Below are 14,122 nucleotides of genomic sequence, written 5' to 3' on the forward strand. Positions count from 1 at the left end.
GGTCTCGGGGCGGCAGGTTGTAGCGCGTCAGGACAACGGCCGCATCGATTCCGGATCGACGGTCCGGCTCTTCGCGGTCTGCCCGTCGCGCAGATCCTTGTACCAGAACAGCGCGACTTCCCCGTCGTTCACGCCGTCGGCGTACAGGAAGCGGTCGTGGCCGCCCACGACGAAGCCCGCGCGGGCGTACGTGCAGCAGGCCGCGACGTTGTTCGCCTGCGTTTCCAGCCGCATGAAGCCGAACCCGCGGCTGCGCGCCCACGCTTCCGCGGCCGCCAGCAGGTACTGGCCGATTCCTTGCCGCCGGCACGCGCGATCGACCGCGAGTTCCGCGATCTCGGCCATCCCGTTCCAGCTTTCGGTGATCGCGACGAATCCCGCGAGGCGCCCGCCCGCAGTCGCGCGGAACAGCGCGGTGCCGCCGCACGCCTCGCGCGCCCAGCCGGCCGGGTCGAAGCCGTAGTCCTTGCGCCGCACGGGCAGCGCGCGCAAGTCGAGCAGATCGCGGTACGGCGCGTTCAGTTCCCACGCGATCTCGAACGAGAAGTCGCATCCGTTCAGTTCGTCGGCGGGCAGATCGACCGCCTGTTCGATGCTGATGTGCTCGGCTCGGTCCATGTGTCGGTGTCCTGTCTCGAGTGGCTGCGCTCGCACAATCCTTCCCCCCGCGGCGCCGTTCAACGCCCGATTATGCGGGATATCGGCGCGGACCTCGCAGCAGTTTGGTTGTCACCATCGGATTGGGATTTGTCGACGGTGCTGCGCGTGCATGTGGAAGAGGGTAAAGAGGAATCCGAATAATCGAATGCCAATTGATGCAACCTCGAAACGGCGGCGCTGCCATCGTCGATCAACAGTGCAACGCGCGGTTCATGGCTCAGCAGAGGGCGGCCGATTCGCGCGTGTGCTGCTCGATCACGTGTTCGACGCACGGCCCGAGCAGCAGCACGTCGACGCGCTCCAGCGCCGCGACCGCATCGCGCATCGCGGCAAGATAGCGGTACCGCGAATTGCTCATACTGTCATACCGAATCCACGCCACTCGATTGCTCGTGAACCCTGTGCGTGCCGTCCCGCGCTTCGACTATGCTGAATTGTCTGCGGGAGGATTTCCGCGCCGCAACGCGGCGAACCGGCGATGGCGGGAGGGCGTGATGAGCGAGCAAAGCAATGTGCAACTGGTGCAGGACGCGTACGCGGCGTTCGGCAGGGGCGACATCGGCGGCGTCCTGCAGACGCTGTCCGAAAACATCGACTGGTTCATCCCGGGGCCGGCCGACGTCGTACCGTTCGTCGGCAGGAGACGCGGGCCGCGGGACGTCGCGACGTTCTTCGCTGCGCTTGCGGCGACGCAGACCGCGGAACGGTTCGAGCCGCTCGAGTTCATCGCCAGCGGCAAGCGGGTCGTCGTGCTCGGCACGCAGCGCTGGCATGTGCTGTCGACCGGGCGCACGTACGAGGACGACTGGGTGCACGTGTTCACGATCGAAAGCGGGAAGATAGCGAAGTTTGCCGAGTACCACGATACCGCCGCCGAAGCGGCCGCACATCGTTACTGACGGCGCCGCGCGCAGCTGGCTGCCGAGGAAACCCGGTCGTCGCCAACGGCTCGAACGGCCGCACTGGTCAATCGATCCCCCGCATCGCGTGGCGCAGTTCCTGATAGCCGCGCAGGCACGATGAAAAGCGATCGATCGATGGTAGAGGTGAATGCGGGCGCGAAGAGCTTGAAGTCACAACGTTCGCATCGACGGATCTCAACGCGCATGGCGCTGCACAACCGTGCCATCGGCGTGCTCAGCCGACGATCGCGCCCCATGCGGCGAGCTCGCGCTTCGTGCGCACGCCGAGCTTCGCGAACGCGCGCTTCACGTACGACTCGGCCGACGCGACCCGCACGCCGAGGATCTCGGCGGTCTCCGGCACGGTCTTGCCGGAGATGAGATGCTTGCAGGTTTCGTATTCGCGCTTCGACAGCTTCACGCCGTCGGCCGCGATCCGCGCATCGAACTGCGCGAGCGGATGCACGTCGGGCGTCGGATGCGCGATGCGCCGCGCGGCGGTGGTCGACGCGTGCAGCTCGAGCAACGGGAACAGCACGTCGCTGATGCTGCGAAAGTGGCTCATCTCGGCGAGCGTGAACGGCGGGCGGTCGCGGCCGCGTTCGAGCGCGATCGAATGCTGCGCATAGCGGGTGCCGCGCGCGAGCACGCATTCGTGGCCGATACGCACGTCGTCGAACAGTCGCTGGCGGAACTCGCCGGGCGGGATCGCCGCGATGTCGCGCACGACGAGCATCGTGCCCGTCTTGCCGCGCAGCCCCGCGAACAGCGGATCGCTGTCGAAAAAGCGCTCGTAGTAGAGCGTCATCACGTCGGAGATTTCGGCGGTATCAGTCTCCGCGCCGATGCCGCTGCTGCCGATCCATTCGCAGCGATAGCCGGTCGGCATCGCGCCATCGACGCGCGAGCGTTCGATGTGCGCGACGTCGAGCGGCACCACATCGTTCAGCAGTTGCGCGAGACGCGGCACGAAGTGCGGCGTGCCGACCGTCTCGATCAATTCGCCGAGCGCCTTGAACGACACGTTGAAGCGATCGGTGTCGCGGTGGGAGGAGTTCACGTCGGGCAGCATGCGGTTCGCCGATGAAAAGCGGGCGCGATTCTAGCGCCGGAAGCCGAAATCGTCATTCAGGGGAAATACCGGCAGGTGTCTTGTCAGCCATCCTGCCCCGGAAAACGCAGCTTGTCCCCCAACGAAGGGGGCATACCGGGGCAGTATAAATGGGTAACGACGAGCAACGTGGAATGCGACGCCGACATCGAGGATCGGCGAGATGACGCGTGACCGCGAGCGCGGACGGCATAGCGGCGGCGACGATTCCGATCCTGTCGCGCGGGCATCTCGGCTACCTGCCCGCGCATGATGCGGAGCAAGTCGAGCAGTGCGGGCTCGTGAAGGCCGTCGGCCGCACGACGTTCAGCTTCGACGTGCCGCTGCATCTCGCGATGGATGCGCAGCGCGAGCGACAAGCCGATCGTCAACGCGTTCGGCGAGGATCTACTGCGCGCGTCCAACATCGACGCGGTCGCGCTGCCCGCGAAGCCCATGCGACGACTCAAGCGTCGATGCGTTCGACCTTGCCGACCAGCAGCCCATACGACAGGCTGCCCGCGAGCGCCATCGCGGCGATGTAGGTGATCGCGCGCGAGAAGTCCGCGCCGTCGACGAGCAGCCCGATCACGATCGGCGTCGCGATCGCGGACAGGTTGCCGATCAGGTTGAACACGCCGCCCGTGAGGCCGAGCAGCCGCGCGGGCGCGAGGCCCGACACGAGCGACCACGTGATCGACGCGAAGCCGTTGCCGAAGAATGCGATCGTCATGAACGCGATCACCCAGCCCGTCGACGTGACATAGTTCGCGCCGATGATGCAGGTCGAGATCAGCAGCCCCGAGATGATCGGCAGCTTGCGCGCGAAGCCCTGCGACGCGCCGCGCCGCATCAGCCAGTCCGACAGCACGCCCGAGCACAGCACGCCGACGAACGCGGCGAGAAACGGCAGCGACGCGAGAAAGCCCGACTTGATGAAATCCATCCCGCGATACTTGACGAGGTAAGTCGGGAACCACGTGAGGAAGAACCACAGCGTCGAGTTCAGCGCGAACTGGCCGAGATAGATGCCCCACAGCTTGCGCCGACCGAGCACGACGCCGAGGTCGCGCCACGTCGACGGCGCGCGTTCGGTGCGCGCGGCGACGCGGTCCTCGAGATCGACGAGGCCGCCGCCGTCGCGGATCAGCGCGATCTCGGCCGCATTGACTCCGCGAAACGCGCGCGGCTCGCGATACACCGCATACCAGATCGCGGCCCATGCGATGCCGGCGAGCCCGGTCGCGACGAACACCATGTGCCAGCCGAGATGCACTTGCAGCCACGCGAGCACCGGCGTGAGGAACGCGAGGCCGACGAACTGCCCCGACGTGTAGCCGCCGATCGCGCTGGCGCGCTCGCGGGTCGGGAACCACGTCGTGACCACGCGGTTGTTGATCGGATAGGCCGGCGCTTCGAGCGCGCCCACCGCGAGCCGCAGCACGACCAGCCCGACGAACGAGCCGGCGAAGCCGAGCAGCAGCGTCGCGGCCGACCACAGCGCGAGCGCGCCCGCATACAGCACGCGCGGCGACACCTTGTCGACGAGCCAGCCGCCGGGGATCTGCATCAACGCATAGGTCCAGCCGAACGCGGAAAACACGAGGCCCGCGCGAACCGGGTCGATGTTCAATTCCTTGAACAGCGCGGGCGCGGCGATCGAAAGGTTGCTGCGGTCGAGATAGTTGATCACCACCGTGACGAACAGCAGCGCAAGGATGATCAGGCGCTTGCGGCTCGGCGGCGCGGTGAAGGTGGCGGCCGCGGGCGCGGACGCGCGGGCTGCGGAATCGTGGGCGGTGTCGGGTGCGGTGTCGGCGCGCGTGTGCGGCTGCGCCGACGGGCTGGCATGCGTGCGTGACGCGGAATGGGCCACGGTCGTCTCCTGTGTTCTGTGCCGGCCGACACCCGCGAGGTGGTGCGGCCGGATCCAATGGCATTGGGCGAACGTTAGGGCCGTGGGGCGAAGCGCGTCAACATTTGGACAGGCATCCCTATTAATGGGACGTGAGGCGCTCAGTATGTGGGAAAGGGCGGTGCGCGCGGAGAACGCAGCCGCCGCATCGTGGCTCAGTTGCCGGTCGCTTCCTTCGCGCTGACCCAGCCCTGCGAACTGCCGCCATGCGGATTGCGATACAGCACCTTCAGCCACTCGAAGTCGGCGCTGGCGTCGATCAGTTCGAGCGTATCGCCGGCGACGACATAGCGGCGCGTCGGCGCGTCGTTCATCGCGTCGTGCAACGGCAGGCGCGCCGGGCGCACCTTGAACGTGACCTTGCCGCCGCCGTATGCGTCGGGGCGGCGCGAGACGCGCTTGCCGTGCGCGTCATAGGTCAGCAGCATCGACGGCGGGCCCGAGTCGCCGTCGAACAGGTCGTGCAGATCGTCCGGAATCGCGTCGCTGGACTGATGGAGATACATCCTGCCGTTGCCGTCGAAGCGGTAGGCGTCGGTGTACCAGATCGGCCCGCCCCGGCACGAGCTGTACAGCGTGCGCTCGTTCGGCTTCGCCTGGACGTTGATCAGGTCGTCGCAGTTGCCGTGCGGCATGCCGGCCGCCGGCAGGTTCAGCGGCTCGAACCGCTGATGCGCGGCGTCGTACAGGAAGATGCCGTAGTGCTCGTCGACCATCCCGAGCAGTGCATACGCGGCGAGATCGCGGTGGCCGTCGAAGTTGTAGTCGTCGGACGCGAGCCGGTAGTGGCCTTCCTCGTCGGAGACGCCGACGTCGAGCACCTGCGTTTTGCCGCTCGGCAGGAAGCGGATCGTGATGCGCGCGCCTTCGGCGTGTTCGACACGGGCCGTGACGGCGTCGTCGACCTTGAACGTGAGCAGCGGTTTGGCCGCGTGTGCAGCGGCAGCCGACGCGCAGCACGCGATCAGCAGCGCGCAGCGGCGGAGCAGCGGTTGGATTCGCGGAGTGCGTGTCATGAGCGGAGTTCGAACGCGTGGGCGGGATGGTGTGTCGAGCCGGCCAGCTTACGCGCTTGCGCTGTCGTCGCGATACCCGCTCTTGCCGTCGAAGATTTCCTTCAGCGCGGCGCGCAGCGCGACGGGATCATGCTCGCCGGGCGCGAGATGAATCACGTAATGCGTATGGCCGTCGAGCCGCGCGGCGGTGCGCTCATCGAGCTCGACTTCGATCGTGTCGCCCGTCAGACGAACCGACAGATCATTCACGTGCGCGGTGAGCTGGTCGCGCACCATCACCTCGATCGTCGTTTCCTCCGGAAAGTGCAGCAGCGAGAAGCAATAGTTTTGCTCCGCATCGTGGCAATAGATGTTCGCGCAGCTTTCGTCGTCGTCGACGTCGGACGTGGCCGCGCCGACGGTGGCGTGTAGTTCCATGATGTTTCTCTGATGTTGAGTCAATTGTGCAAGGCCGCTTGCGTCGCGACGCCGCAGCGCGCATCGCGCGCCTTCAGCCACAACCCGAATTCGCGCATGACCTCGACGACGGGCCGTAGCCGGTCGCCGTCCGCGGTCAGATCGTACTCGACGCGCACCGGCACTTCCGGATACACGGTGCGCCGCACGAAGCCGGCGTCCTCGAGCGCGCGCAGATCGAGCGTCAGCATCCGTTGCGAGATACCGGGCATGTCGCGGCGCAGGTCGCTGAAGCGCCTGGGCCCGTCGAGCAGATACGACACGATCAGCAGTCGCCAGCGGCCGCCGAGCATGCGCATCGCCTCTTCCACGGAACATCCTGTCGCACTCGTTTTCATGCTGCTGGCCCTGATAGGTAACGTTTTTGTGACTACGGCACAAACGACTGCCGTCTTTCGCGCGTCGCGCAGATGCGAGATATTAGCGCCCACGTCGCGACGAATCGATAGTTCAACCACCAACTAACCCAGGAAAGCAAGTGAAGCTCTATCACGCTCCCGGCAGCTGTTCGCAGGCGATCCGCATCGTGCTGCGCGAAGCGGGCCTCGACGCGCAGATCGTCACGGTCGACGCGCGCAAGCATCGCATCGACGACGGCCGCGACTACTATGACGTCAACGCGCTCGGCTACGTGCCGCTGCTCGAACTCGACGACGGCACGATGCTGCGCGAAGGGCCGGTGATCGCGCAGTATCTCGCCGACCAACGTCCGGAAGCGGCGCTCGCGCCCGCGTACGGCACCCTCGCCCGCTATCGGCTGATGGAGTGGCTGAACTTCGTCGGCACCGAAATCCACAAGGGCTTCATTCCGCTGTTATATGCGGTGCAGGCGGGGAAATACGTCGAGCCGGTGCGGCAGAAGCTCGACGGTCGTTTTGCGTGGATCGACCGGCAGCTCGACGGCAACGCGTACTTGATGGGCGATACGTTCACGATCGCCGACGCGTACCTGTTCGCGGTGACGGGCTGGGGCAAGGCCGACTGGATGCGCTCGGTGTACAACGCGGATATCGACCTGACCCGCCATGCGAACGTGCGCGCGTGGTACGAGCGGGTGCGGGCCCGGCCGGCCGTACAGCAGGTGCTCGCCGCGGACGGCCTGGCCAGCGAGTGAGCCGGGCGGCCCGGGAGACGTACGAAGCCGTACATATCGCCCGGCTCCGCCGCCATTCGCCGCGCTATAATCGCCGCCATGAAATGGCTTCGGACCTTCATCCTGCTGCTGCTTTGCGCGGTGCTGCCCGTCAGCGGGCTGGCAGCCAGCGGGCTGACCGGCGAATGTCCGATGCAGTCCACGATGTCGATGGATGCGGACGCGGGCATGAGCATGTCCGCCGACATGAGCGGCTGCGATTCGATGAAGGCATCGACCGCCGACAGCACCAAGGCGAAAGCGAAAGGCATGGCCTGCAAGCTGACCGCCCAGTGTCAGTTCGGCAGTCTCTATCACTCCGCCGCTCGTGCCGACGTCGGCCGCCCCGCTGCATACACCAGTACGATCGTCTTCCACTACGCGCAGTCCGTCCCGATTCGCGACCCGAACGGGTTGTGGCGCCCACCCCGCATCAATTGATCCCGATTTGACCGGTTCACCGCCGAGGCGGTGAGGTTCGTCCTGCATTCAGGACGTGGAGCCCATTCGGGTTCCGACTTGGGGTTACACCATGTCATTCGATCTCTGCACGCCGCACGCGCGGCGTGCGCGTCGGCGCGCGCCCATGCTTGGAGCGGCGCTGCTGGTTGCGGGCGCCGCCCACGCGCAGTTGGCGCCTGTCACACTGGACGCCGCGCTGCAGTCCGCCACCGAACATTCCGCGTCGATGCAGGCCGCACAGGCTTCCGTGCGTGCCAGTTCCGAGGCAGCCGTCAAGGCCGGCCAACTGCCCGACCCATTGCTGAAGGCCGGCATCGACAATCTGCCGGTCAACGGCGGGCAGCGTTTCACAGTCGGCCAGGACTTCATGACGATGCGCCGCATCGGCATCGAACAGGAATGGGTGTCGGGCGACAAGCGGCGCCTGCGCACGGCGCTCGCCAACGAACAGGTCGGGCGCGAGCGCGCCGGCTATCTCGCGCAACTCGCCAGCGTGCGTCAGCAGACGGCCGCGGCGTGGCTGAACGCGATCTACGCGAAGCAGGCGCTTGCGCTTCAGCAGGTGTTGCTCGATCACATGAGCCATGAGCTCGAGGCGATCAAGGCGTCGTATCGCGGCGCGAAGGCAGGTGCGGGCGACGTCGTCCAGGCGCGGGCGATGCTCGCGCAGACCCAGGATCAGCTGCTGAAGGCGCAGGAGGCCTACCAGACCGCGCGCATCGCGTTGTCGCGCTGGACCGCCGCGCCCGTCGACGACGTCGCGGGAACGCCGCCGGCCGCGGAATCGTTCGTATCGTCGTTGCCGCCGGATGAATTGCGGTTGTCGCAGCCGACGCTCATCACCGCGGCGGGCGACATCGCCGTCGCCGAAGCCGACACCGCGGTGGCGAACAGCGAGCGCAGCCCCAACTGGACGTGGGAAGTCGCGTACCAGCAGCGGGGCGGCGCGTATTCGAACATGGTGTCCTTCGGCGTGACGATCCCGCTGCCGCTGAACCGCAAGAACCGGCAGAACCGCGACGTCGCCGAGAAGGCCGCGCTCGCCACGAAAGCGGGGCTGATGTACGAGGACACGCTGCGCCAGGTGCAGGCTGATATCCGCATGCAGTCGGCAACGCTCGCGAGCGGCCGCGCGCGGATCGCGAACCTGCGCGACGCGCTGCTGCCGGCCGCGGAGCAGCGCGTCCAGCTTGCCGACGCCGCATACCGGGCCGGCACGGGGTCGCTCGCCGACACGTTCGCCGTGCGCCGCGCGCAACTCGATGCGCAACTGCAGGTGCTTGATGTTCGCCGCGAGGTTTCGCAGACCTGGGCGCGGCTCGAATATCAGGTCGTGCCGCCGACCCTCGCCGCCGCACAATGAAGGAGAACGACATGACGAAGCAAACGCTCGTCCGCGCCGTCCTGCTGGCGTGCGTCGCCGTGGCGCTCGTCGGCGCGGGTTACGTCGCGGGTGCACGCCGTGCGGCAAGCGCGGCGCCAGAGGCCGCCGCTGCGTCGCCGGCTGGATCCGACCCGACGTCCGGACGCAAGGTGCTGTACTGGCACGATCCGATGGTGCCGAACCAGCACTTCGACAAGCCCGGGAAGTCGCCGTTCATGGACATGCAGCTGCAACCCGTCTATGCGGACGAAGGCGGCGGCACGTCGGGCGTTCGGATCGATCCGGGCCTGCAGCAGAACCTCGGCATCCGCTATGCGGCCGTCCGGCGTCAGGAAGCGGCCGTCGGATTCGATGCGGTCGGCACCACCCAGTTCGATGAGGCGCGCACGGATGTCGTGCAGTCGCGCGTGACGGGCTACATCGATCGCCTGTACGCGCGGGCGCCGATGCAGCGCATCGACAAGGGCGCGCCGATCGCGTCGCTGTACGTGCCGGACTGGCTCGCGCCGCAGGAGGAATACCTGGCGCTGAAGCGCGGCGGGATGGACCGCGACCTGCTGGACGCATCGCGCGCACGCATGCGCGCCCTGTCGATTCCGGACGGCATGATCGCGAGTCTCGATCGCACGGGCCGCGTGCAGACCCACGTCGTACTGTCCGCGCCGGAAACCGGCGTCGTCAGCGAGCTGAACGTGCGCGACGGCGCAATGGTCACGCCGGGGCAGACGCTCGCGAGGATTTCCGGTTTGTCGACGCTGTGGCTGCTCGTCGAGATTCCCGAAGCGCTGGCGTTGAACGTGCAGCCGGGGATGCAGGTCGACGCGACGTTCGCGGGCGATCCGTCGCGGCACTTCGCGGGTCGCATCCGCGAGATCCTGCCGGGCATCAGCACGAGCAGCCGAACGCTGCAGGCGCGGCTCGAGATCGACAACGCATCGCTGAAGCTGACGCCCGGCATGCTGATGCGCGTGCGCGTCGCCGACCCGAAGGCGGCACCGCGTCTGCTCGTGCCGTCGGAGGCGGTGATCGCCACCGGCAAGCGCACGATCGTGATCGTGAAGCGCGGCGACGGCAGCCTGCAGCCGGTGACGGTGACGCTCGGCAACGACGTCGGCAGCGATACGGAAGTGCTCGCCGGGTTGAGCGACGGCGATACGGTCGTCGCATCGGGGCAGTTCCTGATCGATTCCGAAGCGAGCCTCAAGTCCGTGCTGCCGCGACTGGCAAGCAGCGCCGGCGCGAGCGGGGCCGCGCCCGCGTCGGCACCGAAGGCGGCGACGACTTATGAGACCACCGGCAAGGTCGAAAGCGTCACGGCCGACGACATCACGTTCTCGCATCGGCCCGTGCCCGCGCTCGGCTGGGGCGCGATGACGATGACCTTCGGCAAGCCGTCCGCGACCGCGTTTCCGGACGTGAAGCCGGGCCAGACGGCGCGCTTCGCGTTCGTGCAGAGCGACGACGGCTACCGGCTGACGAAGGTCGATCCGCTGGGGGGCAAGCCATGATCGTGCACGTGATTCGCTGGTCCGTCCGCAACCGCTTCCTGGTGCTGCTCGCGACCGTTCTGTTCGCGGCGTGGGGTGTCCATGCGCTGCGGCAGACGCCGCTCGACGCGCTGCCCGACCTGTCGGACACGCAGGTCATCGTCAAGGCGTCGTACCCGGGCAAGGCGCCGCAGATCGTCGAGGACCAGGTCACCTACCCGCTGACGACGACGCTGCTCGGCGTGCCGGGTGCGAAAACCGTCCGTGCGTACTCGTCGTTCGGCGATGCGTTCGTCTACGTATTGTTCGACGACCATACCGACCCGTACTGGGCACGTTCGCGCGTGCTCGAATACCTGAGCCAGGTGCAGAGCCGGCTGCCCGCGGGCGCGACCGTGTCGCTCGGGCCGGATGCGACCGGGGTCGGGTGGGTGTACGAGTACGCGCTTGTCGACCGCACCGGCCGCCACGACCCCGGCCAACTGCGCGCGCTCAACGACTGGTTCCTGAAATTCGAGCTGAAGGCGGTGCCGGACGTGTCGGAAGTCGCGAGCATCGGGGGGATGGTGCGCCAGTACCAGATCGTGCTCGATCCGGACAAGCTGCGTGCGTACGGCATCACCCAGGCGGCGGTCGCGGACGCGCTCGGCAAGGCGAACCAGGCATCGGGCGGCTCGGTCGTCGAGCTGGCCGAGTCGGAGTACATGGTGCGTTCGTCCGGCTACCTGCGCACGCTCGACGACTTCCGGCACGTCGTGCTGTGCACCGACGAGGCGGGCACGCCGGTGCTGCTCGGCGACGTCGCGCGCATCCAGGTCGGCCCCGCGATGCGGCGCGGGATCGCGGAACTGAACGGCCAGGGCGAGGTGACGGGCGGCGTCGTCGTGATGCGCTCGGGCAAGAATGCGCTGACGACAATCGACGCGGTGAAGGCGAAGCTCGCCGCGCTGAAGCGCTCGCTGCCGCCCGGCGTCGAGATCGTCACGACCTACGATCGCTCGCAGCTGATCGAGCGCGCGGTGGACAACCTCAGGGACAAGCTGATCGAGGAATTCGTGATCGTCGGGATCGTCTGTGCGGTGTTCCTGTTCCATCTGCGCAGCGCGTTGGTCGCGATCCTGGCGCTGCCGCTCGGCGTGCTGACTGCGTTCATCGTGATGCGTTACCAGGGCGTGAATGCGAACCTGATGTCGCTGGGCGGCATCGCGATCGCGATCGGCGCAATGATCGACGCGGCGATCGTGATGATCGAGAACGCGCACAAGCATCTGGAGGCATACGGCGATGCGCATCCGGGCGAGCCGATCACGACCGCACGCCGCTGGGAGTTGGTCGCGACGTCGGCCGCCGAGGTCGGGCCGGCGCTGTTCTTCTCGCTGCTGATCATCACGCTGTCGTTCATTCCGGTGTTTTCGCTCGAAGGGCAGGAGGGCAAGCTGTTCGCGCCGCTCGCGTTCACGAAGACCTACACGATCGCCGCCGCGGCCGCTCTCTCGGTGACGCTGGTGCCGGTGCTGATGGGGTATCTCGTGCGCGGCCGCATTCCGCCCGAGCACGCGAACCCGATCAACCGCGTGCTGATCCGCGTGTACCGGCCGCTGCTCGAAGCGACGCTGCGGCGCCCGTGGTTCGCGATCGGTGTTGCCGTCGTCGCGCTGTTGCTGACGGCCGTGCCGGTGGCGCGGCTCGGCGGCGAGTTCATGCCGCCGCTCGACGAGGGCGACCTGCTGTATATGCCGACCGCATTGCCGGGCATCTCGGCCGACAAGGCGAGCGAGCTGCTGCAGCAGACCGATCGGCTGATCAAGACCGTGCCCGAGGTCGATACGGTGTTCGGCAAGTCGGGGCGCGCGGATACGGCGACCGATCCCGCGCCGCTCGAGATGTTCGAAACGACGATCCGCTTCAAGCCCCGCAGCGCGTGGCGGCCGGGGATGACGCCCGAGAAGCTCGTCGACGAACTCGATCGCACGGTGAAGGTGCCGGGGCTGTCGAACGTGTGGGTGCCGCCGATCCGCAACCGGCTCGACATGTTGTCCACCGGCATCAAGACGCCCGTCGGCGTGAAGATCTCCGGACCGGACCTGCCGGGGATCGACGCGATCGCGACGCAGGTCGAGGCGGTGGTGAAGCACGTGCCGGGCGTCACGTCCGCGCTCGCGGAACGGCTCAATGGCGGACGCTACATCGACGTCGACATCGACCGGCTCGCGGCCGCGCGCTACGGGCTGTCGGTGGCCGATATCCAGTCGGTCGTGTCGTCGGCGATCGGCGGCGAGGACGTCGGCGAGGTGATTGCGGGGCGCGAGCGCTTTCCGATCAACATCCGCTATCCGCGCGAGATTCGCGATTCGCTCGAGAACCTGCGGCAGCTGCCGGTCGTCACCGCGCGGGGCGCGCAGCTTCGTCTCGGCGACGTTGCACGCGTCGCGATCGCCGACGGGCCGCCGATGATCCGCAGCGAGAATGCGCGGCTGTCCGGCTACGTGTACGTCGACATTCGCGGCACCGATCTGCGCACCGCGGTTCGCGCGATGCAGCAGGCGGTCGCGCAGCAGGTCGCGTTGCCGCCCGGCTATTCGATCGCATGGTCGGGCCAGTTCGAATATCTCGAGCGCGCGGCGGCAACGCTGCGCACCGTGGTGCCGGTGACGCTCGCCGTGATCTTCGTGCTGCTGTTCCTCACGTTCGGCTCGGCAGCCGATGCGCTGCTGCTGATGTCGACAGTGCCGTTCGCGCTGGTCGGCGGCTTCTGGCTCGTCTGGGCGCTCGGCCACGCGGTATCGGTCGCGACATCGGTGGGTTTCATCGCGCTGGCGGGCGTGGCCGCCGAGTTCGGCGTGGTGATGCTGCTGTACCTGAAGGGCGCGCTGCGGCGCCGCGTCGACGCCGGCGAGCCGCTGACCGATGCCGTGCTGCTCGACGCGATTCGCGAAGGCGCGGTGCTGCGCGTGCGGCCGAAGGCGATGACGGTGGCCGTCGTGCTTGCCGGCCTCGTGCCCATCATGATCGGACACGGCGCCGGCTCCGAAGTGATGCAGCGCATCGCCGCGCCGATGGTCGGCGGCATGGTCACCGCACCGCTGCTGTCGATGTTCGTCATTCCCGCCGCATGGCTTTTGCGACAGCGCCGGCGGGTGCGCAGCGCCAGCCGCCGGCGGCATTCCGATGCAGTTCCTCACGGCATGAACGTGCCGTCCAACCCCACTGGAGAATCACGATGAAGATGAATCAACTGATCGCCACTGCCGCTGCCGCTCTCGCGACCGGCGCGTTCGCCGTACCCGCGCTTGCCGCGGGCGACATGTCGGGCATGGAGATGTCCGGCGTGAAGATGTCCGGCGGCGCGGCCGAATCGGGCACGGCGCTGACCGATGCCGAAGTGAAGAAGGTCGATGCCGCGAGCGGCAAAATTACGCTGAAGCACGGCGCGCTGCAGAACGTCGACATGCCGTCGATGACGATGGCGTTCAAGGCGAAGGACGCGGCGATGCTCGCCGAGGTTCATGCGGGCGACAAGGTGAGGGTGCGCGTCGAGCGCGTCAACGGCACGCTGACGATCGTCAGGCTCGAGAAGGCATCGTAAGCGCGGCAATGCGGGCGGCGTAGCCGCCGGCA

Annotated in this window: 14 protein-coding genes and 1 pseudogene; 8 read left to right on the forward strand and 7 right to left on the reverse strand. The window is 67.5% G+C overall.

The window, feature by feature from the left end; genetic code table 11:
* Positions 1-27: 27 nt before the first annotated feature.
* Positions 28-618 (reverse strand): GNAT family N-acetyltransferase, encoded by a 591-nt coding sequence (locus tag BAMB_RS25845; RefSeq protein WP_011660099.1) that lies wholly within the window; start codon positions 616-618, stop codon positions 28-30.
* 259 nt (positions 619-877) lie between these two features.
* Positions 878-1,018: a hypothetical protein gene (locus tag BAMB_RS35565; protein WP_158380549.1), complete on the reverse strand. Its 141-nt coding sequence runs from the start codon at positions 1,016-1,018 to the stop codon at positions 878-880.
* Between the two features lie 136 nt (positions 1,019-1,154).
* Between BAMB_RS35565 and BAMB_RS25850 the strand changes: the two genes are divergently transcribed.
* Positions 1,155-1,559 carry a nuclear transport factor 2 family protein gene (locus BAMB_RS25850; RefSeq protein ID WP_011660100.1) on the forward strand — a complete coding sequence of 135 codons (405 nt, stop codon included), beginning with the start codon at positions 1,155-1,157 and terminating at the stop codon, positions 1,557-1,559.
* Positions 1,560-1,797: 238 nt separating this feature from the next.
* Here BAMB_RS25850 and BAMB_RS25855 read toward each other — a convergent pair whose 3' ends face one another.
* Positions 1,798-2,634 carry a helix-turn-helix transcriptional regulator gene (locus BAMB_RS25855; RefSeq protein ID WP_011660101.1) on the reverse strand — a complete coding sequence of 279 codons (837 nt, stop codon included), beginning with the start codon at positions 2,632-2,634 and terminating at the stop codon, positions 1,798-1,800.
* Between the two features lie 206 nt (positions 2,635-2,840).
* On the opposite strand from BAMB_RS25855, the pseudogene BAMB_RS34485 reads away from it, so the two are divergent.
* Positions 2,841-3,102: pseudogene (locus tag BAMB_RS34485) on the forward strand (LysR family transcriptional regulator); the annotation flags it as partial.
* Positions 3,103-3,118: 16 nt separating this feature from the next.
* On the opposite strand, the gene BAMB_RS25865 reads toward BAMB_RS34485, so the two are convergent.
* From BAMB_RS25865 to BAMB_RS25880, 4 genes are all read right to left on the reverse strand, one after another.
* Positions 3,119-4,528: an MFS transporter gene (locus tag BAMB_RS25865; RefSeq protein ID WP_011660103.1), complete on the reverse strand. Its 1,410-nt coding sequence runs from the start codon at positions 4,526-4,528 to the stop codon at positions 3,119-3,121.
* Positions 4,529-4,722: 194 nt separating this feature from the next.
* Positions 4,723-5,583: an XAC2610-related protein gene (locus BAMB_RS25870; protein ID WP_011660104.1), complete on the reverse strand. Its 861-nt coding sequence runs from the start codon at positions 5,581-5,583 to the stop codon at positions 4,723-4,725.
* Positions 5,584-5,631: 48 nt separating this feature from the next.
* A complete protein-coding gene (locus tag BAMB_RS25875) occupies positions 5,632-6,000 on the reverse strand; it encodes a hypothetical protein (RefSeq protein WP_041491578.1) in 369 nt (122 codons plus the stop codon).
* A gap of 20 nt (positions 6,001-6,020) precedes the next feature.
* Complete coding sequence (locus tag BAMB_RS25880) at positions 6,021-6,377, reverse strand: winged helix-turn-helix transcriptional regulator (protein WP_011660106.1); 357 nt, start codon at positions 6,375-6,377, stop codon at positions 6,021-6,023.
* Positions 6,378-6,517: 140 nt separating this feature from the next.
* Here BAMB_RS25880 and gstA point away from each other — a divergent pair, with 140 nt between their 5' ends.
* From gstA to BAMB_RS25910, 6 genes are all read left to right on the forward strand, one after another.
* A complete protein-coding gene (gene gstA / locus BAMB_RS25885; protein WP_011660107.1) occupies positions 6,518-7,153 on the forward strand; it encodes a glutathione transferase GstA in 636 nt (211 codons plus the stop codon).
* Positions 7,154-7,231: 78 nt separating this feature from the next.
* The gene (locus BAMB_RS25890) at positions 7,232-7,612 is read left to right on the forward strand and encodes a hypothetical protein (RefSeq protein ID WP_011660108.1); all 381 of its coding nucleotides are present in this window, start codon (positions 7,232-7,234) and stop codon (positions 7,610-7,612) included.
* Positions 7,613-7,703: 91 nt separating this feature from the next.
* The gene (locus tag BAMB_RS25895) at positions 7,704-8,996 is read left to right on the forward strand and encodes a TolC family protein (RefSeq protein ID WP_011660109.1); all 1,293 of its coding nucleotides are present in this window, start codon (positions 7,704-7,706) and stop codon (positions 8,994-8,996) included.
* Positions 8,997-9,007: 11 nt separating this feature from the next.
* Positions 9,008-10,525 carry an efflux RND transporter periplasmic adaptor subunit gene (locus BAMB_RS25900; protein ID WP_011660110.1) on the forward strand — a complete coding sequence of 506 codons (1,518 nt, stop codon included), beginning with the start codon at positions 9,008-9,010 and terminating at the stop codon, positions 10,523-10,525.
* On the forward strand, positions 10,522-13,728 hold the full coding sequence (locus tag BAMB_RS25905) for an efflux RND transporter permease subunit (protein ID WP_011660111.1): 3,207 nt from the start codon (positions 10,522-10,524) through the stop codon (positions 13,726-13,728). Before BAMB_RS25900 ends, BAMB_RS25905 begins: the two co-directional genes overlap by 4 nt.
* The gene (locus tag BAMB_RS25910; protein WP_011660112.1) at positions 13,725-14,090 is read left to right on the forward strand and encodes a copper-binding protein; all 366 of its coding nucleotides are present in this window, start codon (positions 13,725-13,727) and stop codon (positions 14,088-14,090) included. The genes BAMB_RS25905 and BAMB_RS25910 overlap by 4 nt, the downstream gene beginning before the upstream one ends.
* Positions 14,091-14,122: the final 32 nt, after the last annotated feature.

Source organism: Burkholderia ambifaria AMMD, assembly GCF_000203915.1.
Taxonomy (GTDB): Bacteria; Pseudomonadota; Gammaproteobacteria; order Burkholderiales; family Burkholderiaceae; genus Burkholderia; species Burkholderia ambifaria.